This window comes from Luteimonas sp. J29, assembly GCF_000472505.1.
In the GTDB taxonomy this organism is placed as follows: Bacteria; Pseudomonadota; Gammaproteobacteria; order Xanthomonadales; family Xanthomonadaceae; genus Luteimonas.
The window spans coordinates 121,369-146,528 of the sequence record NZ_AWZR01000007.1 but is presented as its reverse complement, the minus strand read 5'-3'; the positions used below and the strand labels follow the sequence as shown (position 1 = coordinate 146,528).

19 protein-coding genes and 1 riboswitch are annotated in these 25,160 nt (G+C 72.4%); of the genes, 9 read left to right on the top strand and 10 right to left on the bottom strand.

The window, feature by feature from the left end; all coding sequences use genetic code 11:
- Positions 1-219: 219 nt before the first annotated feature.
- The 5 genes from LUTJ29_RS17405 to ahcY all read right to left on the bottom strand — a co-directional run bounded on the left by LUTJ29_RS17405 (position 220) and on the right by ahcY (position 5,788).
- On the bottom strand, positions 220-861 hold the full coding sequence (locus LUTJ29_RS17405; RefSeq protein ID WP_051323000.1) for a DUF2894 domain-containing protein: 642 nt from the start codon (positions 859-861) through the stop codon (positions 220-222).
- Positions 851-1,501 carry an OmpA family protein gene (locus LUTJ29_RS0112725; RefSeq protein WP_027072850.1) on the bottom strand — a complete coding sequence of 217 codons (651 nt, stop codon included), beginning with the start codon at positions 1,499-1,501 and terminating at the stop codon, positions 851-853. The genes LUTJ29_RS17405 and LUTJ29_RS0112725 overlap by 11 nt, the downstream gene beginning before the upstream one ends.
- Positions 1,498-3,591 carry a DUF802 domain-containing protein gene (locus LUTJ29_RS0112720; RefSeq protein WP_027072849.1) on the bottom strand — a complete coding sequence of 698 codons (2,094 nt, stop codon included), beginning with the start codon at positions 3,589-3,591 and terminating at the stop codon, positions 1,498-1,500. The genes LUTJ29_RS0112725 and LUTJ29_RS0112720 overlap by 4 nt, the downstream gene beginning before the upstream one ends.
- The gene (locus LUTJ29_RS0112715) at positions 3,588-4,271 is read right to left on the bottom strand and encodes a DUF3348 family protein (RefSeq protein WP_027072848.1); all 684 of its coding nucleotides are present in this window, start codon (positions 4,269-4,271) and stop codon (positions 3,588-3,590) included. The genes LUTJ29_RS0112720 and LUTJ29_RS0112715 overlap by 4 nt, the downstream gene beginning before the upstream one ends.
- A 68-nt stretch (positions 4,272-4,339) precedes the next feature.
- Complete coding sequence (gene ahcY, locus LUTJ29_RS0112710) at positions 4,340-5,788, bottom strand: adenosylhomocysteinase (RefSeq protein ID WP_027072847.1); 1,449 nt, start codon at positions 5,786-5,788, stop codon at positions 4,340-4,342.
- A gap of 39 nt (positions 5,789-5,827) precedes the next feature.
- Positions 5,828-5,905, bottom strand: a riboswitch (S-adenosyl-L-homocysteine riboswitch).
- Positions 5,906-6,149: 244 nt separating this feature from the next.
- Between ahcY and LUTJ29_RS0112705 the strand changes: the two genes are divergently transcribed.
- From LUTJ29_RS0112705 to LUTJ29_RS0112675, 7 genes are read left to right on the top strand one after another with little or no spacing between them, the layout of a single operon-like run.
- Positions 6,150-8,456: a TonB-dependent receptor gene (locus tag LUTJ29_RS0112705; protein ID WP_027072846.1), complete on the top strand. Its 2,307-nt coding sequence runs from the start codon at positions 6,150-6,152 to the stop codon at positions 8,454-8,456.
- A complete protein-coding gene (locus LUTJ29_RS17400; protein WP_043741376.1) occupies positions 8,456-9,769 on the top strand; it encodes an MFS transporter in 1,314 nt (437 codons plus the stop codon). Before LUTJ29_RS0112705 ends, LUTJ29_RS17400 begins: the two co-directional genes overlap by 1 nt.
- Positions 9,766-11,400: a carboxylesterase family protein gene (locus LUTJ29_RS0112695; protein ID WP_027072845.1), complete on the top strand. Its 1,635-nt coding sequence runs from the start codon at positions 9,766-9,768 to the stop codon at positions 11,398-11,400. Before LUTJ29_RS17400 ends, LUTJ29_RS0112695 begins: the two co-directional genes overlap by 4 nt.
- On the top strand, positions 11,391-12,998 hold the full coding sequence (locus LUTJ29_RS0112690; RefSeq protein ID WP_027072844.1) for an AMP-binding protein: 1,608 nt from the start codon (positions 11,391-11,393) through the stop codon (positions 12,996-12,998). Before LUTJ29_RS0112695 ends, LUTJ29_RS0112690 begins: the two co-directional genes overlap by 10 nt.
- Before the next feature lie 45 nt (positions 12,999-13,043).
- Positions 13,044-13,796, top strand: a complete 753-nt coding sequence (locus tag LUTJ29_RS0112685; RefSeq protein ID WP_232221214.1) for a TetR/AcrR family transcriptional regulator — start codon at positions 13,044-13,046, stop codon at positions 13,794-13,796.
- Positions 13,797-13,850: 54 nt separating this feature from the next.
- On the top strand, positions 13,851-14,741 hold the full coding sequence (locus tag LUTJ29_RS0112680; RefSeq protein WP_027072842.1) for an SDR family NAD(P)-dependent oxidoreductase: 891 nt from the start codon (positions 13,851-13,853) through the stop codon (positions 14,739-14,741).
- The gene (locus LUTJ29_RS0112675; protein ID WP_051322999.1) at positions 14,738-15,559 is read left to right on the top strand and encodes a glucose 1-dehydrogenase; all 822 of its coding nucleotides are present in this window, start codon (positions 14,738-14,740) and stop codon (positions 15,557-15,559) included. Before LUTJ29_RS0112680 ends, LUTJ29_RS0112675 begins: the two co-directional genes overlap by 4 nt.
- Before the next feature lie 19 nt (positions 15,560-15,578).
- Here LUTJ29_RS0112675 and bktB read toward each other — a convergent pair whose 3' ends face one another.
- The gene (bktB, locus tag LUTJ29_RS0112670; RefSeq protein ID WP_027072840.1) at positions 15,579-16,757 is read right to left on the bottom strand and encodes a beta-ketothiolase BktB; all 1,179 of its coding nucleotides are present in this window, start codon (positions 16,755-16,757) and stop codon (positions 15,579-15,581) included.
- Between the two features lie 399 nt (positions 16,758-17,156).
- Between bktB and LUTJ29_RS0112665 the strand changes: the two genes are divergently transcribed.
- The gene (locus LUTJ29_RS0112665) at positions 17,157-18,227 is read left to right on the top strand and encodes a glycosyltransferase family 4 protein (RefSeq protein WP_027072839.1); all 1,071 of its coding nucleotides are present in this window, start codon (positions 17,157-17,159) and stop codon (positions 18,225-18,227) included.
- A 10-nt stretch (positions 18,228-18,237) separates the two neighbouring features.
- The gene (locus LUTJ29_RS0112660; protein ID WP_027072838.1) at positions 18,238-20,355 is read left to right on the top strand and encodes an amylo-alpha-1,6-glucosidase; all 2,118 of its coding nucleotides are present in this window, start codon (positions 18,238-18,240) and stop codon (positions 20,353-20,355) included.
- Positions 20,356-20,418: 63 nt separating this feature from the next.
- Here the strand turns inward: LUTJ29_RS0112660 and LUTJ29_RS0112655 are convergent, their stop codons facing one another.
- From LUTJ29_RS0112655 to metK, 4 genes are all read right to left on the bottom strand, one after another.
- Positions 20,419-21,156 (bottom strand): peptidase, encoded by a 738-nt coding sequence (locus LUTJ29_RS0112655; RefSeq protein WP_027072837.1) that lies wholly within the window; start codon positions 21,154-21,156, stop codon positions 20,419-20,421.
- Positions 21,157-21,226: 70 nt separating this feature from the next.
- A complete protein-coding gene (locus LUTJ29_RS17395; RefSeq protein ID WP_051322998.1) occupies positions 21,227-22,228 on the bottom strand; it encodes an alpha-E domain-containing protein in 1,002 nt (333 codons plus the stop codon).
- Positions 22,228-23,655, bottom strand: a complete 1,428-nt coding sequence (locus LUTJ29_RS0112645; protein WP_027072836.1) for a circularly permuted type 2 ATP-grasp protein — start codon at positions 23,653-23,655, stop codon at positions 22,228-22,230. The genes LUTJ29_RS17395 and LUTJ29_RS0112645 overlap by 1 nt, the downstream gene beginning before the upstream one ends.
- A 270-nt stretch (positions 23,656-23,925) precedes the next feature.
- Complete coding sequence (gene metK / locus LUTJ29_RS0112640) at positions 23,926-25,140, bottom strand: methionine adenosyltransferase (RefSeq protein ID WP_027072835.1); 1,215 nt, start codon at positions 25,138-25,140, stop codon at positions 23,926-23,928.
- Positions 25,141-25,160: the final 20 nt, after the last annotated feature.

Below are 25,160 nucleotides of genomic sequence, written 5' to 3'. Positions count from 1 at the left end.
GCGCGCGCACGTCGAGGCAGCGTCCGCGAGCCGGGAATCGGAGCTGAACCTGCGCGGGAGCAGCGTTGGCGTTCAGGCGTCGTTCCTGCGTGGCGGAAGGCGGGCGCGCCGCATTGGCCGCGCGCTGCCGGATCGTTCGACCGCGCGCTCACGCGCGGCACGCGTCGTCAGCCGGGCTGGAGCCCGTGCGGTGGTCCGACCTGGCGGTCCTGCCTGGCCTCAACCCGGTCGCCGCCTGCCGCGCGTGCGCTGCCGCGCCGGCGCAGCGGCGGCTGCCGGACAGTGCCGTTCCAGGGTCGCGAGCGCGTCGGCATGGCCGAGGAAGTGCCGGAGATAGCCGGGTGCGGATTCCAGCATCACGGCGATGGCGCGATGGACCAGGACGGTCGAGTGCATGGGCCCGGCGTCGTCCGGGATTTCCGCCAGCACGTCGCGCAGCTGCGCATCCAGGCGCAGCCGCGCCCAGGCCTGGCGCGCGGCGTCGAGTGCGGGCAGGGGCGCGAAGCCGTGGCCGTCTTCGGACCGTTTCGGCGCCGCCGGTTCCGTGCGCCCGGCCGGAGCCGGGGGTGCGGCCGGCGATGCGCGCCGGGCGCGCAGTTCGGCGAGCAGGCCTGCCAGCGCCAGCAGGCCGTGGCCTGGAAGCGCGCGCGTCGGGCGGGCAGGACCGGCCTGCTGCTGCGGAACCGCTTCGATCAGGCAGCGCAGCCTGTCTTCCAGCACCGCGCGCACCGGGCCGGGCTCGAGCGTCGCCGTCCGCGCCGCAAGCGCGTCGATACGCTGCAGCCGCGCGCGGCCGCACGACGGCGGGTCGACGCGCAGCGTGGAGAGCAGCGGCTGCAGGTGCGGCGCGTTATCGCCCATCGGCAGGGGCCTGCGGCTGGCGCGGACGCGGCACCGGCGCGATCTCCACCCGCCGGTTGCGGGCGCGGCCGGCCTCGTCGTCGTTGGAATCGACCGGCTGCTGCTCGCCGAAGGCGGCGGCGAACACCGAATCGGCGGGCACGCCTTCCTCGACCAGGGCACGGGTGACGGTGAGCGCGCGTTGCGCCGACAGCTCCCAGTTGTCGGCGTAGCGGCGGTTGCCCTCCAGCACCGGGCGGTCGTCGGTGAAGCCGCTGACCATCAGGATTTCCTCGCGTGCGGACAGGTAGCCCGAAAGCGGGGCGGCGAGTTCGCGCAGCAGGGCGCGTCCCTCGTCCTGCAGCGCATCGGAGTTGACCGGGAACAGCAGGCTGCCGCGGATGCCGATGCGTCCGTCCACCAGGGTCACGCGCCCGGCCGCGAGCGGCGCGGCGAGCGCCCGCTCGAGCGCCTCTCGCTGTGCGGCCAGGCGCGCCTGTTCGCGCTCGACGTGCTCGAGTTTCGCGGCGGTGTGCAGGTGCACGGCGACCACGCCCAGCAGGATCAGCACGAACACGCCCAGCATCACCGCCATCAGGTCGCCGAAGGCGGCCCAGACGGTGGCGGTGTCGCCGTCCCCGCGGTCGATCCCGGCGCTCATGCCGCGGCCGCCTCGCCGGTGCCGGCCACGCGCTGCAGGCCGGCCAGGATCTGCTGCTGCGAGGACACGCTCAGTTCGACCACCTCGCGCGCCTGGGCCACATAGTAGGCCAGCTGCTCGTCGCTGCGCGCGAGCGAGCCGTCGAGCGCGGCGGCCACCTGCTGCAGGCGTTCGAGCAGGGCCTCGTTGGCGGCGCCGAACGACTCCACCGCCGCGGCGAAGGCATCGCCCAGGCTGGCCACCTCGATCGCGCTGCCGGTGAGTTGGGCGGCGGCGGCGTCGAGGCGCCCGGCCCCGGCATCGATGCGCTCGCCCAGCGTCGCCGCGGTGCGTTCGAGCAGGTCGGCCGAGGTCGAGACCAGCGCATCCACCGCGGCGCGCTGCTCGCCGGAGGCGTGGTTCACCGCGTCGAGCAGGGTTTCCAGGGTGGCGAGCAGGCGGGTGCGTTCCTCGAGCATGGCGGTGTCGCGGACCATGCTCTCCGACAGTGACTGGCGCAGCTCGGCGACGACCTCCGCGGCTGCGCGCGGGGCTTCCGACGCGGTCTGGACCAGGCGCGAGACCTCGGCGATCGTCGCGTCGGCGTGCTTCTGCGACTGCGCGGCGATCGCGGACGCGGTGCGCTCGAGCGTGTCGCAGATCGCGCGCTGGCGCGCGGCCACGTCCTCGCCGGCCTGCTCCCAGCGGCGGACGAGGTCGGTGGACAGGGCCTCGAGGCGTTCGCTCCAGGCGGCCAGGCGCGCTTCGTCCCGCGCCGCGAGCGTGGACTGCAGGGCGTCGCCCGAGGCGCGCAGGCCGTCGACCAGCGCCGCCGCCTGGCGTTCCAGTCCCGTCGTGGCCGCAACCAGTGCGGCTTCGTTGCGACTGGCCAGCGCCTCGGCGGTGGCCCGCTGGCGCGCGAGCGCGACGGTCCAGGCGTCGGCGACGGCGGCGCTGGCGGCCTCCAGCCGCGTCGCCATGCCATCGACGAGTTCGGCCGCGCGTCGTTCCTGCGCCTGCGCCGAGCGCTCGAACAGCGCGGCCAGTCCGCCGGCGAGGCCCTCGTTCGCCTGCCGCTGCGCGTCCAGGGCGCTGCGCCAGCCGTCCGCGGCGCGGGTGCTGGCGGCCTCGAATCCGGACGAGAGCTGCGCGAGCTGCCGTTCCACCGCCTGGGCGACGACCTGGCGCAGCCCATCGGTCTCGCGCGCCACGCCGGCCAGGGTGTCGGCCACCACCGGCTGCAGCGATGCGGCGACCGCGCGGCTGCCCTCGGCGACGCTGGTCGCGAGCGACTGCCCGACCGACGCTGCGAGCGCCTCGTAGCTGCGCTGCACTTCGGCGTGGAACGCGTCCTGCCGCGCCTCCAGCCGTGCGTTCGAGGCGGCGGCCTGCTGTTCGATCGCGTGGGTCATCGCCTGCAGGCGGTCGACCAGCGCGGGCATCAGTCCGGCCTGGCGTTGCAGCAGGACGAAGGCCTGTTCGTCGCGGTGGGCGCGCGTGTGGATGCGCAGCGGGCCGGCGATGGCCTCGTCCAGCCGTTGCGCCACCTGCATCCGCTCGCGCCGCGCCAGCGCCGACAGCAGGCCGAGCGCGGCGGATGCGCCGACGCCGGCGATCGAGGTGCCGAAGGCGATCGCCAGTCCATGCACGGGCGTGGCCAGCGACGCGCGGATCGCGTCGAGGTCGAGCGCGCTGCCCAGCGCCAGGCCGGTGCCGCGCAGCGTCGCCATCATGCCGAGCAGGGTGCCGAGCATGCCCAGCAGGACCAGCAGCGCGGCCAGTGGCGGCGCAAGCGCGGGCGCGGGCAGCGCGGCGCGCCCGTCCTCGATGCGCAGCCGCACCGGCTGGCGCAGCGGCGGGGGCAGGCGCGCCAGCCAGGCCTGCAGGTCGCCGGCTTCGGCGTCCACGTCGTCGAGGGCGCGCGTCAGCGCCGCGGTGCCGGCGCGGTGGCGGCGCAGGTCGAGCGCGCCGGCCAGGTAGCACAGCGCGACCAGCAGCACCACGGCCAGCCCCAGCAGGCTGGTGCCGAGGTAGCCCGCGCCGATCCAGCCGACGACGGACAGGCCGGCGACGAAGATGCAGGGCGCGAGGAGGCGTGGGAGTCGGGTCATGGCAGGGATTCGTCGTTGGCGAGCGCGGCAAGCAGCGCGTGCACGGGTGAGAAGCGCAGGTCGAGTTCGGCCAGCAGCAGGTCGCGCAGGTCGAGGCGGAAGCGGTCGAGCCACGCGCCCGGCATGCCGGGCACGTGCTGCGCCCGCAGGCGCGCGAAGTGGCCGTCGAGCAGATCGGGCAGCCGGCCGAGCAGGGCGTGCTCGCGCGGCGCCAGCGCCTGCTCCAGGGCCGCGTCCACTTCGGCCAGCCGGGCCAGGGTCGGCGCCGCGGCGACGAGGTCGCGCAGGCGTCCGCGCAGCCGGCCGGTCGCCGCGAGCATGGCGCGCTGGTGCGCCTGGTGGCAGGCACGGAACGGGGCGAACCCGGGTTCCGCGTCGGCGGGCGAGGGGCCGGACACCGCGAGCAGCGGGTCGGCGAGGATCGCCTCGCGCAGCCGCGCCTGCGCGGCCGTGCATTCGCCGGCGATGGCGGGATCCGGCGCCGGCGCTTCGCCGGCATCGGCCGGACGGCCGTCGAGCGCACCCGCCAGCGCCACCGCGCGCGGCCAGTCGATCCACTGCGCCAGCGTCGCCGCCAGCGGCGCCTGCGCGCCGGCGTCCGGGCCGGGACCGGCCACGCGGGCCAGCTGGCGCAGGAATACCGGTCCAGCCACGGGCACCGGTCGGGAAGCGCTGCTCATCCTGGAGTGGATCCTCAAAAAAGAACCGGGCGCCGCGGGGCGCCCGGTCTCGTGCCGCGCGGGGCGGATCAGTAGCGGTAGTGCTCGGGCTTGTACGGGCCCTCGACCGGCACGCCTATGTAGTCGGCCTGCTCCTTCGTGAGCTGGGTCAGCTTCACGCCGATCTTCTCCAGGTGCAGGCGCGCCACTTCCTCGTCCAGCTTCTTGGGCAGGATGTAGACGCGGGGCTCGTACTGGTCCTTGTTCGCCCACAGGTCGATCTGGGCAAGGGTCTGGTTCGAGAAGCTGTTGGACATCACGAACGACGGGTGGCCGGTGGCGCAGCCCAGGTTCACCAGGCGGCCCTCGGCCAGCAGGAAGATCGAGCGGCCGTTGGGCAGGTCGAAGCGGTCCACCTGCGGCTTGATGTTGACCTGCTTGACGCCCGGCAGCGCCTTGAGCGCATCGACCTGGATCTCGTTGTCGAAGTGGCCGATGTTGCAGACGATGGCCTGGTCCTTCATCGCCTGCATGTGCTCGACGCGGATGATGTCGCGGTTGCCGGTGGTGGTGACGTAGATGTCGGCCTCGCCGAGGGTGTCCTCGACGGTCTTGACCTCGTAGCCCTCCATCGCCGCCTGCAGGGCGCAGATCGGATCGATCTCGGTGACGATCACGCGCGCGCCATAGGCACGCAGCGAGGCGGCCGAACCCTTGCCGACGTCGCCGTAGCCGCAGACCACGGCCACCTTGCCGGCCAGCATCACGTCCATCGCGCGCTTGAGGCCGTCGGCCAGCGACTCGCGGCAGCCGTAGAGGTTGTCGAACTTCGACTTGGTGACCGAGTCGTTGACGTTGATCGCCGGCACCAGCAGCTTGCCGGCCTCGGCCAGCTGGTAGAGGCGGTGCACGCCGGTGGTGGTCTCCTCGGAGACGCCCTTCCAGTCGGCGACCACGCGGGTCCAGTAGCCCGGGCGCTCCTTCCGCACGCGCTTGAGCAGGTTCTTGATCACCTGCTCCTCGTGGCTGGAGGAGGGCGAGTCGACCCAGGACTCGTCGCCCTGCTCGAGCTCGTAGCCCTTGTGGATCAGCAGGGTCACGTCGCCGCCGTCGTCCACCACCAGCTGCGGGCCGAGGAAGCCGCCCTTGCCGTCGGGGAAGCTCAGCGCGTCGAGGGTGCAGTCCCAGTACTCCTCGAGCGTCTCGCCCTTCCAGGCGAACACCGGGGTGCCGGTGGCGGCGATGGCCGCGGCGGCGTGGTCCTGGGTGGAGAAGATGTTGCACGAGGCCCAGCGCACGTCGGCGCCGATGTCCTTGAGGGTTTCGATCAGGACCGCGGTCTGGATCGTCATGTGCAGCGAGCCGGTCACGCGCACGCCCTTGAGCGGGGCCTGCGGCGCGTACTTGCGGCGGATCGACATCAGGCCCGGCATCTCGTGCTCGGCGATGTCGATTTCCTTGCGGCCCCAGTCGGCCAGCGAGATGTCGGCGACCTTGTAGTCGCCCGCGGTGGAGAAGCTCTTCGAGACAGCGTTCATGCGATCACTCCGTTCAACGGGGCCCCGGCAGGGGCACGGTTCAAACGGGCGCCGTTGGTACGGGGAGACCGCGCCGAGCCTGGCCGTGTCGCGACGGTCGCAGCGCCCCTCGGCGGGGGCTCGGATTCTACCGGATCCGCCGGCCGCGAAGATGAGCGATGGCCGGCCGCAGGCGGGCGGGCGGGGCGGCCAGGGCGCATCCAGGCGCGCTGGCTTGTTGCGCCGCAGCACTGATTTCAAAGGAATTTGCCGCCCCGCAAAAGAAATTCACATTCGCGAGAGTGAATGTTGACACGCGGGTGAGCGGCCGGCAGTATCCCGAGCAGACTGGTTCACCAGCATCCTGTGGGAGGGATCTGAGATGGGAAGCCGCCTGATCGCGTCCGCGTCCGTGGCCGCGCTGCTTGCAATGCCCGTGTCGGCCATGGCCCAGGCCACGGCCGACGCGATCGACACCGAACGCCAGCGTACCGGATCGGCCGCCTCGGCCGAGGCCCAGGAACTGGACGCCATCGTCGTCACCGCCACGCGCCGCAGCGAACGGCTGCAGGACGTGCCGCTGAGCGTGACCGCGCTCTCGCAGGACCAGCTCGACGCCAAGGGCGTGGTCGGCTACGAGGGCCTGGCCCACGAGACCCCGGGCGTGGTGCTCAACCGCGCCAGCGCCAACTTCAACAACTTCACCGCGCGCGGCATCGCCACCAACGGCTACAACGCCAACCTGCAGAGCACGGTGGCGATCTACATCGACGAGCTGCCGATCTCGGCCAACGGCAACTCCACCATCCTCGACCCGAGCCTGTACGACGTGGAGCGGGTGGAGTTCCTGCGCGGCCCGCAGGGCACGCTGTTCGGCTCCGGCTCGCTGGCCGGCGCGCTGCGGATCCTGACCCACGCGCCGGACCCCAACGTGCTGGAAGGCTCGTTCCTGGCCGACGTCGGCATCACCGGCTCGAACTCGCTGCGCCAGCGCTACAACGCGATGCTCAACATCCCGCTGGCGCAGGACACCCTGGCGCTGCGCGTGGTCGCCTTCTCGCGCGACGAGGAGGGCTACATCGACAACGTCGGCACCGGGATCGAGAACGCCAACTCGCTCGAGAGCCGGGGCGGCCGCGCCACCCTGCTGTGGGAGCCGACCGACCGCTTCTCGGCCCAGGTGCGGGTCTCGCGCGAGGAGAGCACGCCGGAGGACTCCTCGCTGGTCAATCCCGAGCTCGGCGAGGACAAGCGCCTGTCCGACCGCCCGGACATGTTCTCGGGCGAGATGACCAACTACAACCTCACCCTGCGCTACCAGTTCGACGGCGCCGAGCTGACCAGCTCCTCGACCTGGTCGGACTACGAGGCCCTGTTCAACGTCGACCTGGCCGGCACCTACGGCCAGGCCTTCGCCTTCGCGCTCGACGCGCCGTTCGAAAGCGACACCTTCGTCCAGGAGGTGCGCCTGGTCTCGGACACCGGCGGCAAGCTGGACTGGGTGCTCGGCGGCTTCTACTTCGAGCGCGACCGCGTGGTCAATTTCGGCTACCGCTCCAACGAGGAGTACCTTGCCCGCAGCGGCATCACCGGGCTGCCCAACGAGTACTTCATGGACTACCGCACCCGCGACGTGACGAAGGAGCAGGCGCTGTTCGGGCAGCTGACCTGGCACTTCACCGACGACGTGTGGGCGACCCTCGGCCTGCGCTACGGCAGCATCGAGGCGCAGGGCTCCACCCTGGCGGGCGGCTACACCAGCGATTACCTCACCCTGGCCTACTACTGCAGCTTCCTCGGCATCTGCGGGCTGCCGGCCACGGTCGCGCCGGTGGACGCCGCCGAGGGCCTGGTGGCGAAGGAAACCGGCCCGTCGTACCGGGTCAGCGCCTCGTGGCGGCCGACGCCGTCGATCACCACCTACGCGGCGGTGGCCACCGGCTTCCGCGCGCCGGTCGTGAACGCCCGCGCCGGCGCGGTCAGCACGATCGACCCGGACGATCTCGTGATCCCGTTCGGCGCCGATTCCGACGACCTGGTGAGCTACGAGGTCGGACTCAAGGGGCGCTGGTGGAACGGGCGCCTCGCGGCCAACATCGCCCTGTTCAACATCGACTGGAACGACATCCAGGTACAGGCCAACCGGGTGTCGGATTCGATCCAGTTCGCCACCAACATCGGCGGCGCCTACAGCCGCGGCGTCGAGTTCGAGCTGATGGCGATGCCGAACCAGAACTGGACCTTCACCCTCAACGGCTCGGCCAACCGCGCCAAGGTCGACTCGCTCACCGACGAGGAGGCGGCGGTCTCGGGCGCGGTGCGCGGCGCGCGCCTGGCCGGCCCCGAGGTCAGCGGCTCGTTCACGGTCAACTACCAGTTCGACTGGTTCCGCAACTCGGTAGGCAACGCCTCCCTGGCGGTGGTCCACGTCGGCGACTTCCCGGGCTCGTTCCCGTACGTGCCGGGCCAGCCGGGCGTGGTCAGCCCGACCTTCGACTACACCGACGACTACACCCTGGTGAACGCATCGCTGGCGGCGGCGTTCGAGCGGTTCACGGTCGGCGTGTACGCCGAGAACCTGTTCGACGACCGCTCGATCAACTACGTCCATCCCGAGGCCTTCCTCGACAGCCGTTACGGCGTCGTGCGGCCGCGGACCGTGGGCGTGCGCGTGGGATACCGGTTCTGATGGCCGGCGTCCCCGCCGCCGCGGCCAGTCCGGGCGCGCCGGTCGCGCGCCCGGGGGCGCGGGCCTGGGTGGTGCTGGGCATCCTGACCTTCGTCTACGTCCTCAACTTCCTCGACCGGCAGCTGCTGTCGATCCTCGCCAAGCCGATCCAGGACGACCTCGGGGTCAGCGACGGCCAGCTCGGCCTGATCGGCGGGCTGTACTTCGCGATGTTCTACTGCATCCTCGCGATCCCGGTCGGCTGGCTGGCCGACCGGACCAGCCGGGTGCGGGTGCTCGCGTTCGCCTGCATGCTGTGGAGCGCGGCCACTTCCGCCTGCGGCATGGCCTCCACCTATCCGCAGCTGGTGCTGGCGCGGATGACGGTGGGCGTCGGCGAGGCCGGCGGCGTGCCGCCCTCGTACGCCATCATCTCCGACTACTTCCCGCCGGGGCTGCGCGGCACCGCGCTGAGCCTGTTCAACATGGGACCACCGATCGGCCAGGCGCTGGGCGTGGCGTTCGGGGCGTCGGTCGCGGCCGCCTACTCGTGGCGGCAGGCGTTCATCTGGGTCGGCCTCGTCGGCGTGGTCACCGGCCTGGCGGTCTGGCTGGCGGTGCGCGAACCACCGCGCGGCGGCCTCGACGGCGCGGCGGCGGCGAAGCCGAAAGGCGCGCCGGTGGGCTTCTGGGCCGGCTGCGCGAGCTTCTTCCGCGACCCGGTGCTGCTGCGGGTGTCGCTGGCCTGCGCCGCGACCCAGTTCATCACCTACGCCACGATGAACTTCACCGTGCTGTTCCTGATGCGCGAGAAGGGCATGGGGCTGGAGGACGTGGCGGTGTGGTACGCGCTGGTCGTGCTGTTCGGCGTCAGCGCGGGCATGGTGGTGTCCGGGCGCCTGGTGGACCGGCTGGTGCCGCGCGGCAAGACGGCCTACGCCTACGTCCCCGCCGCGGGGCTGGCGCTGGCGGTGCCGTTCTTCGTCGCCTTCATCTGGGCCCCGGGCTGGGAACTGGCGCTGGCCTTCCTGCTGCTGCCGATCGGCCTGAACTACTTCTACCTGTCGCCGGCCGTAACCCTGGTGCAGCAGGAAGTGGCGCCGGACCAGCGCGTGCTCGCGGGCGCGCTGCTGCTGCTGGTGATGAACCTGGTCGGCCTCGGCCTCGGCCCGACCTACCTGGGCTTCGCCAGCGACCTGTTCCGCGCCAGCCATCCGGACAATTCCCTGCAGCTGGCCTTCTACACCCTGCTGCCGTTCTACGCGGTGGCGATCGGCCTGTTCCTCTGGCTCGCGAAGGCCATCCGACAACAGCACCACGAGGTGGAGCCATGATCCGTTCCCTGCTGCTTTCCCTGGGCGTCGCGGCCCTGTTCGCCGCGCCGGCGCTTGCCGCCGCGCCGGTGGTGGAGGCGCCCGCCGGCGCGGTGCGCGGCGAGGCCCTGAACGGAGTGCACGCGTTCCGCGGCATTCCGTACGCCAGGCCGCCGGTGAAGGAGCGGCGCTGGCGCGCGCCGGAGCCGGCGGCGCGCTGGGAAGGCGTGCGCGACGCCAGTCGGTTCGGCGCGTCCTGCCACCAGCCGCCGTCCCGCCCCGGCAGCCTTTACGCGCCGGCCGAGGCGCCGAAGATGAGCGAGGACTGCCTGTTCCTCAACGTGTGGACCCCGGAAGGCGCGCGGTCGGCGCCGGTGTTCGTGTGGATCCACGGCGGCGCGCTCAGCGGAGGCAGCACCAGCGAGCCGCTGTACGACGGCGCCGCGCTCGCCCGCCAGGGGCTGGTGGTGGTGTCGATCAACTACCGCCTCGGCGTGCTCGGCTACCTCGCCCATCCGCAGCTGAGCGAGGAGTCGCCCGATGGCGTGTCCGGCAACTACGGCCTGCTCGACCAGATCCAGGCCCTGCGCTGGGTGCGCGACAACATCGCCGCGTTCGGGGGAGACCCGGGCAATGTCACCATCGCCGGCGAGTCGGCCGGCGCGCTGAGCGTGATGTACCTGATGGCGGCGCCGCCGGCGCGCGGGCTGTTCCACAAGGCGATCGCGCAGAGCGCGTACATGATCTCGATGCCGGCGCTGCGCGAGGACGTCCACGGCACGCCGCCGGCCGAGTCCGCGGGCGTCGAACTGGCCCGCAAGCTCGGGATCCGGGGCCTGCCGCGCCTGCGCGCGGCCGATCCGCAGGAACTCACGGTCAAGGCCGCGATGGCCGGCTACATGCCGCTGGGGAACGTCGACGGCAAGGTGCTGCCGGCGCAGCTGGTCGAGGTGTTCGACCGCGGCGAACAGGCGCCGGTGCCGATCCTGGCCGGCTTCAACGAGGGCGAGATCCGCTCGCTGCGCTTCCTGCTGCCCCCGGCGCCCGCCGACGCGGCGACGTACGAGGCGGCGATCCGCGGCGCCTATCGCGACCTGGCCGACGCGATGCTCGAGCGCTACCCGTCGCACGACCTCGACGCGGCGATGCTCGCGACCACCCGCGACGCGCTCTACGGCTGGACCGCCGAACGGCTGGTGCGCAGCCAGACCGCGCTCGGGCAGCCGTCCTACCTGTATTTCTGGGACCACGGCTATCGCGCCGCGGACGAGGCCGGCCTGCACGCCTTCCACGCCAGCGAGATCCCCTACGTGCTCGGTACCCGCGACGGCACCCCGCCGTACTGGCCGGCGGTGCCCGACACCGCCGCAGAGCGCGCGCTGGGCACGACCATGCTCGGCTACTGGGCTTCGTTCGCGCGCGACGGCCGCCCCGCCGCCGAGGGCGCGCCGGAGTGGCCGGCCTACGGCGAGGCGCGCGCCTACCTCGGCATCGCCGGCAACCCGCAGCCGGGCACGCACCTGATGCCGGGCATGTTCGAGCTGCTCGAGCAGGTGGTCTGCCGCCGTCGCGCGCAGGGCGACCAGCCCTGGCACTGGAACGTGGGCATCATCTCGCCGCCGCTTCCGCCGGAGGCGGACGCATGCCGTTGATCCACGGCGAGATGCAGGACACCGCGCTGACGCTCGACCGCATCCTCGAGCATGGCGCGAAGTGGCATCCCGATCGCGAAGTCGTCACCGGCCGCAAGGGCGCGGTGGTGGCTCGCATCGGCTACGCCGGGCTGTACCGGCGCTGCCGCCGGCTGTCGTCGGCGCTGGCCGGTTGCGGCATCGGCAGGGGCGACGTCGTCGCGACGCTCGCCTGGAACACGCAGGCGCACATGGAGACCTGGTACGCGGTCGTCGGCATGGGTGCGGTCTGCCACACGCTCAATCCGCGGGTGAGCGAGGCGCACCTGGCGTCGATGCTCGAACAGTCGGGGGCGACGGTACTGGTCGCGTCCTCCGACCTGCTGCCGATGGCGCGCCGCGTGGCCGAGCGTTCCGGCGCGGTGAAGCGCCTGCTGTGGATCGACGACGCCGTCGACGCGGGCGACGACGCGCACCTGGGCGAACCGCTCGAAGCGCTGCTGGAACAGTCCGGCGACGAGGCGGCGTGGGGCGGCTTCGACGAGCGCACGCCCTGCGGGCTGTGCTTCACATCCGGCACCACCGGGGCGCCGAAGGGCGTGACCTACACCCATCGCGGCAGCTACCTGCACACGCTGCGCGCGCTGCAGGCCGACACCATGGCCCTGACCCGCCGCGACAGCGTGCTGCTGGCGGTGCCGATGTTCCATGCCAACGCGTGGGGCGTGCCGTTCGCCGCGCCCGCGGTCGGCGCCAGGCTGGTGCTGCCCGGCCGCTTCCTCGACGGCGAAAGCCTGGCGGCCCTGATCCGCGCCGAATCGGTGACCGTGGCGATCGGCGTGGCCACGGTCTGGCTGGGCCTGGTGGACTTCCTCGACGCGCACGGCGGCGACGTGCCCTCGCTGCGGCGCGTGATCGTCGGCGGCGCGCCGCTGGCGCCCGCGCTCATGGAGCGCATCGAACAGCGCCTGGGCGTGGTGGTGCAGACCAGCTGGGGCATGACCGAGCTGTCCCCGACCGGCACCGTGGCGGCGCCCGACGATCCCGAGCGCGCCGCGCACCTGTCGGGCCGACCCTCGCTCGGCGTGGATCTGCTGCTCACCGATGCCGAAGGCAGGCCGCTGCCCGAGCAGCGCGGGCACGAGGGCCACCTGCGCGTGCGCGGCGACAGCGCCATCCGCCGCTACTTCGGCGAGGCCGCGCCCGCGGTGGATGCCGACGGCTGGTTCCCCACCGGCGACCTGGCCCGGATCGACGCGGCCGGCAACCTGGTCATCACCGGCCGCGCCAAGGACCTGATCAAGTCCGGCGGCGAGTGGATCAACCCGGCCGAGATCGAGGAGGTGGTGGGGCGCGTGCCCGGCGTGTCGCTGGCGGCGGTGATTGGGCGCGCCCATCCCAGGTGGGGCGAACGGCCGGTGCTGCTGGTCGAGATGCGTCCGGACAGCACCACGCGCGAGGAGGACCTGCTCGAGGTGCTGCGCAAGGAGGTCGCGTCGTGGTGGGTGCCCGACGAGGTGATCCGCCTGGAACGCATGCCTTTGGCAGCGACCGGCAAAGTTGACAAAATGCGGCTGAAGGCCGAATACGGGAGCGCACGGTGGCGACGGGAGGCGTGATGTCTCCGGCCAGCGCGCATCCGGGGCGGCATGGGAGGCTGCAGGGTGGCAGACAAGGTCACGGGTTCCAGGACCAGGCAGGCCGGCGCCGGTGCGAAGCGCCGCAAGGCCGCGGCGACCGGCAAGCGCATGACCAAGGCCGCGCAGCGCGCGGAGATGACCGAGCAGATCCTGGACGCGGCCGAGCACCTGTTCTCGCGCGATGGCCTGTACGGGGTCACGCTCAAGGACGTGGCCAAGCGGGTGGGCGTGCACCACACCCTGGTCAACTATTACTTCAACGACAAGCAGACCCTGTTCGACGCGGTGATCGCGCGGCGCGCCGGCGTGACCAGCAGTGCGCGCATGCGGGCGCTCGACGAGTACGAGCAGGCCTGCAACGGCAAGCCGACCGTGGAGGGCGCGCTGCGCGCGTTCCTGGACACCGACCTGGACCTGTACAGCCAGGGCGGCGAGGCCTGGAAGAACTACGGCGCGCTCGGCGCGCTGATGTCCAACACCCGCCACGGCGGCGAACTGATGGACCAGCACTTCGATCCGGTGGTGCTGCGCCTGGTCGCGCTGCTCAAGAAGGCCATGCCCGAGGCCGCGGACGAGGACGTCTTCTGGGGCTACCACTTCGTCACCGGCGCGCTGATGCTCACCCTGGCGCGCACGGGCCGCATCGACCGGCTGTCGGGCGGGCTGTGCCGGTCGGACGACTACGAGGCGGTGAAGGCGCGCATGGCCACCTTCATGGCCGCCGGCTTCAAGGCCATCTGCAAACCGCGGAAGGGGACGCGCAAGGCATCCGGCTGATCGCCGCCGGCGCGCTCCCGTCCCGCGCCATCCATTGACGGGAGTACGCACACGATGCCACTCGAGGGACGCACTGCGATCGTCACCGGCGCCGGCGGCGGCCTGGGCCGCGAGCACGCGCTCTACCTCGCCCGCAAGGGCGCGAAGGTGCTGGTCAACGACCTGGGGCAGGAGGCGGCGGAGGCCGTCGCCGCGGAGATCCGCACCGCGGGCGGGACGGCGATCGCGGTCGCCGGCTCGGTGGCCGACGCCGCCGCGGTGGAGGCCGTCGTCGACGCCGCGCTCGCCGAGTGGGGGCGGATCGACATCCTGGTCAACAACGCCGGCATCCTGCGCGACAGGAGCTTCGGCAAGATGTCGCTGGAGGAGTTCCGGCAGGTGCTCGACGTGCACCTGGTGGGCGCTGCGATCTGCTGCAAGGCGGTCTGGGACACGATGCGCGCGCAGCGGTACGGGCGGATCGTGATGACCACGTCCTCGTCGGGCCTGTGGGGCAACTTCGGCCAGGCCAACTACGGCGCGGCCAAGATGGCGCTGGTCGGCCTGATGCAGACGCTGGCGATCGAGGGCGCGAAGTACGGGATCACGGTCAACAGCCTGGCGCCGACCGCGTACACGCGGATGATGGAGGGCATCCTGCCGCAGGAGCAGCTCGACGCGCTCGACCCGCGGCTGGTCAGCCCCGCGCTGCTGCCGCTGGTGGTCGAGGACGCGCCCACCCGCGCCATCGTCTGCGCCGGCGCCGGTCACTTCGCGCGTGCCCACGTCGCGCTCACGCAGGGCCGCTACATCGGCGGAGGCGACGATGCGGGCGAGCGGCTGATCGCGGCCTGGGACGCGGTGTCGTCGACGCAGGGGCAGGTCATCCCCGGTTACGGGTTCACCCAGGCCGAGCGCGAGATCGCGAGCGCCCGCGCCCACGCGGGGGCGGACGCGCCGGCGTGAACACGTCTCCCGCCGGCGGACCAACGTCGTCGAAGGACGGCGGCCACCGGCCGTTCGCGGGCAAGGTGGCGCTGGTGACCGGCGCGTCCTCCGGCCTGGGCGAGGCCGCCGCGCTCGCGCTGGCCGAACGCGGCGCGAAGGTGGTGCTCGCCGCGCGGCGCAGCGACCGTTGCCAGGCGCTTGCAGGCCGGATCCGCGCGGCCGGCGGCGAGGCCTGGGCGGTGCAGGCCGACGTGTCCCGGGCCGCGGACGTGGCGGCGATGATCGCGGCTGCGCTCGACCGGTTCGGCCGGCTCGACTGCGCGGTGAACAACGCCGGCATCGCCGGCCCCATGCGCACCCCGCTGGCCGAGGTGGAGGAGGCACAGTGGGACGCGGTGATGGAGGTCAACCTCAAGGGCGTGTGGCTGTGCATGAAGCACGAGATCCCCGCCATGCTCGCCGGAGGCGGCGGTGCCATCGTCAACGTCGCCTCGATCTACGGGCTCAAGCCCAGCGACGTCGGCCATTCGGCCTATGCCGCGAGCAAGCACGGCGTGGTCGGGCTGACCCGTTCGGCCGCGTCCGACTACGGCCAGCAGGCGCTGCGCATCAATGCCGTGGCGCCCGGCTACACCCGTTCGGAGATGGTCGACACCGGGCGGCCGGGGGCGGCGGAGCACTATGCCCGGATGGTCGCGCGCCACGGCGGCATGCGCCGGCTGGGCGAGGCGCGCGAGGCGGCCAACGCCATCGCCTGGCTGTGCTCGGACGAGGCCGGCTACGTCAACGGCGCGGTGCTGGAGGTCGACGGCGGCGGCGCCACGCGCATGTACTGAGCGCGGCGCCGCGCGGGCTTCAGGTGCGTTCGAAGATGGCGGCGATGCCCTGGCCGCCGCCGATGCACATCGTCGCCAGGCCGTAGCGGCCGCCGGTGCGGTGCAGTTCGTGCACCAGCTTGACGGTGATGATCGCGCCGGTCGCGCCCACCGGATGGCCCAGCGAGATGCCGCTGCCGTTGGGATTGGTCTTCTCCGGATCGAACCCCAGCGCGTCGGCGACCGCGCAGGCCTGCGCGGCGAAGGCTTCGTTGGATTCGACGATGTCCAGGTCCTCGACCGTCAGGCCTGCGCGCGCCAGCGCCGCGCGCGTGGCCGGCACCGGGCCCATGCCCATGTACAGCGGCTCCACGCCCGCGTGCGCGTAGGCCACCAGCCGCGCCAGCGGCTTGAGGCCGTGGCGGCGCACCGCCTCGCCCGTGGCCAGCACCACCGAGGCCGCGCCGTCGTTGATGCCCGAGGCATTGCCCGCGGTCACCGTGCCGTCGGCCTTGAACACCGGACGCAGTCCGGCCAGGTCGTCGGCGCCCACGTCCGCGCGCACGTGCTCGTCCACGCGGAACACGGTCTCCCTGCCGCGCCGGCCCACCGTCACGGGCACGATCTGGCCCTCGAACCGGCCCTCGGCGATCGCGCGCGCGGCGCGGCGGTGGCTCTCCAGCGCCAGTGCGTCCTGGCGCGCACGGTCGATGGCGTGGCGTTCGGCGACGTTCTCGGCGGTGATGCCCATGAGCACCTTGTCGAACGGGTCCTTCAGGCCCTCGTTGAGCGCGTCGACCAGGGTGTCGTCGCCGAGCTTGCGGCCCCAGCGGTGGCCGGGGAGGTGGAACGGCGTGCGGCTCATCGACTCCGCGCCGCCGGCCAGCGCCACCTCGCAGTCGCCCAGCGCCAGCGCCTGCGCCGCGGAGACGATCGCCTGCAGGCCGGAGCCGCACAGGCGGTTGACGGTGAACGCCGGCGTCTCGACCGGCACGCCGGCCTTCACCGCGATGACGCGGGCGAGGTAGGCGTCGGCCGGCTCGCTCGGCAGCACCTGGCCGTACACGGCATGGCCGATGGCGTCGACCGGGACCCCGGCCTGCGCGATCGCGGCCTTGGCCGTGGCCACGCCGAGGTCGGACGGCGGCACGTCCCTGAGCGCGCCGCCGAAGGTGCCGATGGCGGTGCGCATGGCGGAGACCAGGAAGACGTCGGTCATGTCGGGATCCCACGATGGCGGTTGGCGATGGATGCCATGGTAAGCGGTGCGCACGCCGCCCACCACGCGCGGGCCGCGCGATCGCGTGCGCACGGCGGCCCTTGAAAAGCCGCGCCGCGTCCCTACATGTCCGGCGCGGCGGCGCCCACGGCCGGCCGCGGATCCGACACCGCTCATCGTCCGCCCGTGTCCACGCCGGGCCCGCCGACGATGCTGGCCGTGCGTCCTTCCGATCGCCTGCGACCCGGCGTGCCGGGCCGCAGGGTGGCCCGTGGCCGGCCGCCGGCGATGCAACGAGGAGGAGCCTGATGAACGCGAGAACCCCGATCCCGGTCCATCACGCCCGTGCGCTGCGCGCGGCCGCCCGGCGCAAGGCGACGTCCGCCTGAGGAGGCCGCCATGCGCATCGCCCACATCGCGCCCCTGTACGAAGCCGTCCCGCCGCGCCTGTACGGCGGGACCGAGCGGATCGTGGCCTGGCTGGCCGACGCGCAGGCGGACCTCGGCCACGACGTGACCGTGTTCGCCAGCGGCGACAGCCGCACCCGCGCGCGCCTGGTGCCGTGCCGCGAGCGCGCCCTGCGCCTGGATCCGCAGCCGCTCAAGTCGGACATCGCCGCGCACCTGGCGATGCTGCACGAGGTGCGCAGGCGCGCCGACGAGTTCGACCTGCTGCATTTCCACGTGGACCTGCTGCACTTCCCGCTGTTCGAGGACATGGCCGGGCGCACCGTGACCACGCTGCACGGCCGCCTCGACCTGGCCGGACTGCCGGAGGCGTACCGCTGCTGGCCCCGGTTCCCGTTGGTCTCGATCTCCGACCAGCAGCGCGCGCCGCTGCGCTTCGCCAACTGGGCCGCCACCGTGTACCACGGCCTGCCCGAGGACCTGCTGCGGCCGGTGTCGTCGCCACGCGCCGACTACCTGGCCTTCCTCGGCCGCATCTCGCCGGAGAAGCGGCCCGACCGCGCGATCGACATCGCCCGCCGCGCCGGCATGCCGCTGCGGATCGCGGCCAAGGTGGACGCGGCCGACACGATGTACTTCCGGCAGACGATCGAGCCGATGCTGGAGGGGGGCGGCGTGGAGTTCATCGGCGAGATCGGCGACGCGCGCAAGCCGGGCTTCCTCGGCCACGCCGCGGCGCTGCTGTTCCCGATCGACTGGCCGGAGCCGTTCGGCCTGGTGATGATCGAGGCGATGGCCTGCGGCACCCCGGTGATCGCGTGGCGCAACGGCTCGGTGCCCGAGGTGGTCGAGCACGGCGTCACCGGCTTCATCGTCGAGTCCGAGGCGGAGGCGGTGGCGGCGATCGGCCGCCTGCACGAGCTCGACCGCGCCACGATCCGGCGCGAGTTCGAGCGCCGCTTCTCGGCCACGGTCATGGCCCGCGCCTACCTCGACCTGTACCGCCGGCTGCCGGGGTTGCCCGGCGACGACGAGGGCGCGCGCCTGGCGCGCCTGGCCTGAGGCCGCCGCCGTGGCGCCGACGCTTCCGCCCACCCGGCAGGCGAGCTGGTCGCTCAAGGACGGCGACAGCTTCCTGGTCTGCGACGCGCGCGGGGACCTGCATGGCGGCGACGAGGCCGACGGCCTGTTCCACGAAGGCACGCGGGTGCTGTCGCGGCTGCGCCTGGTCCTGGGCGACACCGTGCCGACCCTGCTCAGCTCCGCCGTCGCCCAGGACCGGGTGGTGTTCAGCGCGCACCTGACCAACCGGCCGCTTCCGCCGATCGGCGGAAGCGCGGCGGCGCGCGGGGTGATCCACCTGCGTCGCTCGCGCTTCCTGTGGCAGGGACGCCTCCACGAGCGCATCACCTGTTCGAACTACGATCCGGCGCCGGTGTCGGTGCCGCTGGTGGTCGAGTTCGGCGCCGACTTCCGCGACATGTTCGAGGTGCGCGGCATGGCGCGCGCGCGGCGCGGCAGCTATCCGCAAGTCGAGGTCGACGGCGACCGCGTCGTGCTGCGCTACGACGGCCTCGACGGCGTGGCCCGGCGCACGGTGCTGGCGTTCTCGATGCCGCCGCGCGCGCTGTCCGAGGACGCGGCGCGCTTCGAGTTCCGGCTCGCGCCGCACGAGAGCGTGGACCTGTACCTGGAAGCCGGCGTCGAGGTGGGCCAGCCGGGTGCGGCCCGCCACCGCCGCGCGATGGTGCAGGCCCGCCGCGCACTGCGCGCGCGCCGCCGTTCGGGCGCACGCCTGCACGGCGGCGGCCTGCTGTTCGATGCCTGGGTGGAGCGCTCGCGCACCGACATCGCGCTGCTCGCCAGCGACCTGCCGTCGGGCCGCTATCCGTACGCTGGCATTCCCTGGTTCTCGACCCCGTTCGGGCGCGACGCGATCATCACCGCGCTGCAGACGCTGTGGCTCGACCCGGGGCTGGCGCGCGGCGTGCTCGCGTTCCTGGCCGAGCGCCAGGCGGCGGAGGAGTCGAGCTTCCGCGATGCGGCGCCCGGCAAGATCCTGCACGAGACCCGCAAGGGCGAGATGGCGGCGCTGGGCGAGGTACCGTTCGGCCTGTACTACGGCGGAGTCGACACCACGCCGCTGTTCGTGATCCTGGCCGGGCGCCACTTCCGCCGCACCGGCGACCGCGCCTTCCTCGACCGGCTGTGGCCGGCGCTCGAGCGCGCCACCGGCTGGATCGAGCGCAGCTGCGACGCCGATCCGGACGGCCTGCTCGCGTACGCGCGCGGCGAGGACAGCGGCCTCGCCAACCAGGGCTGGAAGGACAGCGAGGACTCCGTGTTCCACGAGGACGGCCGCCTGCCGGCCGGGCCGGTCGCGCTGGTCGAGGTGCAGGGCTATGCGTACGAGGCGCTGCTGGCGATGGCGATGCTCGCCAGGGTGCGCGGCGACGACGCGGCGGCGGCGGCCCGGCAGGCGCGCGCCGAGCGCCTGCGCGCCACGGTCGAGGCGCGCTTCTGGGACGAGGCGCTGGGCTTCTACGCGCTGGCGCGCGACGGAGACGGCCGCATGTGCCGGGTGCTGGCATCGAACCCCGGGCACCTGCTGTACGTGGGCCTGCCGTCGCCCGGGCGCGCGCTGCGCGTGGTCGAGCAACTCTCCGCGCCGCGTTTCGACAACGGCTGGGGCGTGCGTACGCTCGCCACCGACCAGCCGCGCTACAACCCGATGTCCTACCACAACGGCTCGGTGTGGCCGCACGACGTGGCGCTGTGCGCGGCGGGCATGGCCCGCTATGGCGCGCGCCGCCAGGCCACGCGCCTGCTGGACGAGGTGTTCGAGGCTGCGACCCATTTCGACATGCGCCTGCCGGAGCTGTTCTGCGGCTTCCCGCGCAGCGCCGGCGAGCCGCCGATCGCCTATCCGGTGGCGTGCATGCCGCAGGCCTGGTCGGCCGGCGCGGTGTTCATGCTGCTGCACGCCTGCCTGGGGGTGGAGGTCGACGCGGTCGAGGGCCGGGTGGTGATCGACCACCCACAGCTCCCGCCCGGCGTGGAGCGCCTGCGGGTGGATGCGGTGGACGTGGCCGGCGTGCGCGTGGACCTGGCGTTCGAGCGCGTGGGCGAACGCGTCCTGGCCGCGCGCGCCGCCGGCCCGGAGGACGTGCAGGTCGTGGTGCGGCTGTGAGGGCGCGGAAGCCGGTGCGGGACGCCGGTTGCGCCGCCGCGGCGGCAGGGGGCGGGCCCGGGCCTACGCCGGCGGCAGCCACCCCGGCGCCGGCATCGCCTGCAGCGCAGTGCGCAGGCTGTCGTTCCAGTAGGTGCGGACCTGGTTGAGGTACGGGTCGTCGTCGTCGAGGCGCTGCTGCACGCCGACCGACAGCGCGTCGCGCCGGTACATCAGCACGTCGATCGGCGGCCCGACCGAGAGGTTGGATCGCATCGTCGAGTCGAACGAGACCAGCATGCACTTGGCCGCCTCGGACAGGCTCGTCTGCGGCGTGACCACGCGGTCGAGGATCGGCTTGCCGAACTTGATCTCGCCGGTCTGGAACCAGGGCGTGTCAGGGTTGGACTCGATGAAGTTGCCTTCCGAATAGACCAGGAACAGCCGCGGCGCCTCGCCCCTGATCTGGCCGCCGACGATGAAGGTGCCGCTGGCGTCGATCCCGCTGTCGCGCAGGTACGGCTCGTCGCGCTTGCGGATCTCGCGCATGGCGTCGCCGACCAGGGTCGCCACCTCGAACATCGACTGCGCGTTGTACAGGCCCACGCCGTCGCCGTGGTTGGCGCGGTGCTCGAGCAGGTTGAGCGTGTTCTGGGTGAGCGAGAGGTTGCCGGCCGACAGGGTGACGATGACCCGGTCGCCGTCCACGGCGAACACGCGCATCTTGCCGAAGCGGCGGACGTCGTCGACGCCGGCATTGGTGCGGGAGTCGGAGGCGAACAGCATGCCTTCGTCGAGGTTGATGCCGATGCAATAGGTCATGTCGTCAGGCTTCGGGTTGCGGCCCCGGGTCCATGCATTGTGCAGGCCCGGCATACCTTTGTGGAATGCGTTACTGGTCCTGGCCCCAGTGGCGCGCGGGACCGGGCGCGACCGGCGCGGCGACGTCGGTGGACACCATGAACTGGCGGTGGATGGCGTCGCCGAGCCGGGTCAGCCGGGCCATGGCGTCCTGCAGCCAGGGTTCCAGGCCGAGCCCGAGGATCTCGTCGATGCGGGCGTAGCGGCATTGGGCCGACAGCGCGCCGGCCTGGCGCACGACTTCCAGGTTCGCGCCGCCGGCCAGCGCCTGCAGCACCGAGTGCGCCTTGGCGGTGCAGGTCAGCAGCGAGCGCGGGTTGCGGTCCTGCAGCAGCATCAGGTCGATCACGCCCGCGGCGCCGACCGGTTGCCGGTGGAGCCGGCGGTAGGTCTCGAACGCCGACAGCGACTGCAGCAGCGCGCTCCAGCGGAAGTAGTCGACCGCGTCCTGTTCGCGCCCGTCGGTCCTGCTTTCGCTGCCGGCGAGGTCGAGCAGGCGGATCGCCCAGTCGCCGCGTTCGATGAAGGCGCCGAGCTGCAGGAACTGGTAGCCCTCGCCGCGGCCGAGGGTGCCGATGGTGACCCCGCGGAACGACGCCGAACGCCCCTTCACCCACTCCAGCAGGTTGCTGACCCCGTCGGCATGCAGCCTGCCCCAGGTCTGGGCCCGGATCTCCAGCCACGAGGTGTTGAGGTCCTCGTACATCTCCGAGGTGATCGCGACGCGCTGGGCGCGCGCGCACTCGCGCGCCGTGCGCAGGCTGCTGTAGACCGACGAGGGATTCTCCGGCGACAGCAGCAGGTGGCGCAGCACGCTGTCGGAGTCGATGCGGCCGTAGCGGTTGCGCACCACGTCGGCCAGCCCCAGCGCATCGGCCGCGCGCCGCCAGGGCGCGGCTTCGGCCTTGCCGCGGTCGTAGCGCTCGGGAAGCATCGCGATCCGCAGGGTGGTGTCGATCAGGCGCGCCGTGTTCTCGGCGCGTTCGATGTGGCGCGCGGCCCAGTACAGGTCGCTGGCGGTCCGGCACAGCATCAGGGCCGCCCCCCGTCGGATTCCAGCACCCAGGTGTCCTTGGTGCCGCCGCCCTGCGAGGAGTTCACCACCAGCGAGCCCTCGCGCAGCGCCACCCGGGTCAGCCCGCCGGGCACCACCTGGATGCGGTGGCCGCTGAGGATGTACGGGCGCAGGTCGATGTGGCGGGGGGCGAGGCCGCTTTCGACGAAGGTGGGGCAGGTCGAGAGCGAGAGCGTGGGCTGCGCGATGTAGTTGGCGGGGTTGGCCAGGATCCGTTCGCGGAACGCCTCGACCTCCGCCCTGGTCGACGCCGGGCCGACCAGCATGCCGTAGCCGCCCGCGCCGTGCACTTCCTTGACCACCAGTTCGTGCAGGTGCTCGAGCGTGTACTTCAGGTCGTCGGGATGGCGCAGCTGCCAGGTCGGCACGTTGTGCAGGATGGGTTCTTCGCTCAGGTAGTACCGGATCATCTCCGGCACGTAGGGATAGACCGACTTGTCGTCGCCCACGCCGGTGCCAGGCGCGTTGGCCAGGGTCACGTTGCCGGCGCGGTAGGCGCGGAACAGGCCCGGCACGCCGAGCAGGGAGCCGGGGCGGAAGACCGTCGGGTCGAGGAAGTCGTCGTTGATGCGCCGGTACAGCACGTGCACCCGCTGCGGCCCCCGGGTGGTGCGCATGTAGACCATGTCGTCGCGCACGAACAGGTCGGCGCCCTCCACCAGCTCCACGCCCATCTGCTGGGCGAGGAAGGCGTGTTCGAAGTAGGCGGAGTTGGCCGCGCCGGGGGTGAGCACCGCCACGACCGGGTGGTCGATGCCGCCCGGCGCGGCCTGGCGCAGCACGTCGAGCAGGGTGTCGGGGTAGCGCTCGACCGGCGCGATCTGCAGCCGCGCGAACAGTTCCGGGAGCAGGCGGGTCATCATCCGCCGGTTCTCGAGCATGTACGACACGCCCGACGGCACCCGCAGGTTGTCCTCGAGGACGTAGTACTCGCCGTCGCCGGCGCGCACCAGGTCGATGCCGGAGATGTGCGAGTACACGCCGCCCGGCACCTGGAACCCGCGCATCTCGTGCCGGTACTCGCCGTTCTCCGTGACCAGGTCGAGCGGGATCCGGCCGTCCTTGAGGATGCGCTGCTCGCCGTACACGTCGCCGAGGAACAGGTTGAGCGCATGCACGCGCTGGCGGAGCCCGGCCTCGAGCATCCGCCATTCCGCGGCGGGGACGATGCGTGGCGCCAGGTCGAAGGGGATCAGGCGCTCGGTGCCGGCTTCCTCGCCGTAGACCGAGAAGGTGATGCCGACGCGGTGGAACGAGATCTCGGCCTGGCGGCGCTTGTGCGCCACCTGCAGGTCGGGGGTTTCCTCCAGCCAGCGCTGGAAGGCCGCGTAGTGGGGGCGGACGCTGCCGTCGGCGGCATACATCTCGTCGTAACCGTCCGGCATCGCCTGGCTGGCCCCTGGTGCTCCGCGTCGTTCCGTCATACCACGCAGGGCGGGGATTGCCTAGATGTTGCAGTGCGGAAAACGGAGGCCGTCGACTGCGGTCGAGGGGTCGCGACCGGGCTGGCCACGACGGGCTCCTGCCTGCCGGGCCGGCGTCGACGCCCGGCACCCGGAAACGACACGGGCCGCGTTGCGCGGCCCGTGGGTTGCGTCCCGTCCCGTCGCCAGCGGCAGGCGGCGGGCGTTGCCGGCGGCGACGCCGCCGGCGGGTTACAGCTTGGCGGCCTTGCGCAGCTCCTCGGCGCGGTCGGTCTTTTCCCACGAGAAGGCCGTGGCCTTGTGCTTCTTGCCGGCGCCGTCGGTGTAGGTGATCTCCTTCGGCTTGCGGCCGAAGTGGCCGTAGGCCGCGGTCGCCTGGTAGATCGGGTGTTCGAGGTCGAGCATCCGGGTGATGCCGTAGGGGCGCAGGTCGAAGTGCCTGCGGATCAGCTTCTCGATCACCGCGTCCGGGACCTTGCCGGTGCCGAAGGTGGTGACCGAGATCGAGGTCGGCTCGGCCACGCCGATGGCGTAGCTCACCTGCACCTCGCAGCGCGCGGCCAGGCCGGCGGCGACGATGTTCTTGGCCACGTAGCGCGCGGCGTAGGCGGCCGAGCGGTCGACCTTGGACGGATCCTTGCCGGAGAACGCGCCGCCGCCGTGGCGGGCCATGCCGCCGTAGGTGTCGACGATGATCTTGCGGCCGGTCAGGCCGCAGTCGCCCACCGGGCCGCCGATCACGAACTTGCCGGTCGGGTTGATGTGCACCTTGCTCTTCGGCAGCGACTCCAGCCACTTCCTGGGCAGCACCGGCTTGAGGATGTGCTCGCGCACCGCCTCGACCAGGTCCTTCTGCTTGATGTCCGGGTCGTGCTGGGTCGACAGCACCACCGCGTCGAGGCCGATGATCTCGTTGCCGTCGCCGCTGTAGCGCAGGGTCACCTGGCTCTTGGCGTCCGGGCGCAGCCACTTGAGCTTGCCGTTCTTGCGCACCTTCGCCTGCTGCTCGACCAGGCGGTGGCTGTAGTAGAGCGGGGCGGGCATGTACTCGGGCGCTTCGGTGCAGGCGTAGCCGAACATCAGGCCCTGGTCGCCGGCGCCCTGTTCCTCGGGCCTCTTCCGGTCCACGCCCTGGTTGATGTCCGGCGACTGCTTGCCGAGCATGTTGATGATCGCGCAGGTGTGGCCGTCGAAGCCGACGTTGGAGTTGTCGTAGCCGATGCCGTTGATCACCCGGCGCGCCAGCGCCTCGATGTCCACCCACGCGCTGGTGGTGACTTCGCCCGCGACGATCGCCGCGCCGGTCTTGACCAGGGTTTCGCAGGCCACGCGCGCGCGCTTGTCCTGGGCCAGGATGGCGTCCAGCACCGCGTCGGAAATCTGGTCGGCGATCTTGTCCGGATGGCCTTCCGAGACCGATTCGGACGTGAACAGGTAGCTGGACATCGGTTATATCCTTCAATGCG

What these genes read in the sequence shown, in the direction of transcription:
- LUTJ29_RS17405 (WP_051323000.1), bottom strand. Translation starts at nt 861, where the DNA reads ATGGGCGATAACGCGCCGCACCTGCAGCCGCTGCTCTCCACGCTGCGC.
- LUTJ29_RS0112725 (WP_027072850.1), bottom strand. Translation starts at nt 1,501, where the DNA reads ATGAGCGCCGGGATCGACCGCGGGGACGGCGACACCGCCACCGTCTGG.
- LUTJ29_RS0112720 (WP_027072849.1), bottom strand. Translation starts at nt 3,591, where the DNA reads ATGACCCGACTCCCACGCCTCCTCGCGCCCTGCATCTTCGTCGCCGGC.
- LUTJ29_RS0112715 (WP_027072848.1), bottom strand. Translation starts at nt 4,271, where the DNA reads ATGAGCAGCGCTTCCCGACCGGTGCCCGTGGCTGGACCGGTATTCCTG.
- ahcY (WP_027072847.1), bottom strand. Translation starts at nt 5,788, where the DNA reads ATGAACGCTGTCTCGAAGAGCTTCTCCACCGCGGGCGACTACAAGGTC.
- LUTJ29_RS0112705 (WP_027072846.1), top strand. Translation starts at nt 6,150, where the DNA reads ATGGGAAGCCGCCTGATCGCGTCCGCGTCCGTGGCCGCGCTGCTTGCA.
- LUTJ29_RS17400 (WP_043741376.1), top strand. Translation starts at nt 8,456, where the DNA reads ATGGCCGGCGTCCCCGCCGCCGCGGCCAGTCCGGGCGCGCCGGTCGCG.
- LUTJ29_RS0112695 (WP_027072845.1), top strand. Translation starts at nt 9,766, where the DNA reads ATGATCCGTTCCCTGCTGCTTTCCCTGGGCGTCGCGGCCCTGTTCGCC.
- LUTJ29_RS0112690 (WP_027072844.1), top strand. Translation starts at nt 11,391, where the DNA reads ATGCCGTTGATCCACGGCGAGATGCAGGACACCGCGCTGACGCTCGAC.
- LUTJ29_RS0112680 (WP_027072842.1), top strand. Translation starts at nt 13,851, where the DNA reads ATGCCACTCGAGGGACGCACTGCGATCGTCACCGGCGCCGGCGGCGGC.
- bktB (WP_027072840.1), bottom strand. Translation starts at nt 16,757, where the DNA reads ATGACCGACGTCTTCCTGGTCTCCGCCATGCGCACCGCCATCGGCACC.
- LUTJ29_RS0112665 (WP_027072839.1), top strand. Translation starts at nt 17,157, where the DNA reads ATGCGCATCGCCCACATCGCGCCCCTGTACGAAGCCGTCCCGCCGCGC.
- LUTJ29_RS0112655 (WP_027072837.1), bottom strand. Translation starts at nt 21,156, where the DNA reads ATGACCTATTGCATCGGCATCAACCTCGACGAAGGCATGCTGTTCGCC.
- LUTJ29_RS17395 (WP_051322998.1), bottom strand. Translation starts at nt 22,228, where the DNA reads ATGCTGTGCCGGACCGCCAGCGACCTGTACTGGGCCGCGCGCCACATC.
- LUTJ29_RS0112645 (WP_027072836.1), bottom strand. Translation starts at nt 23,655, where the DNA reads ATGCCGGACGGTTACGACGAGATGTATGCCGCCGACGGCAGCGTCCGC.
- metK (WP_027072835.1), bottom strand. Translation starts at nt 25,140, where the DNA reads ATGTCCAGCTACCTGTTCACGTCCGAATCGGTCTCGGAAGGCCATCCG.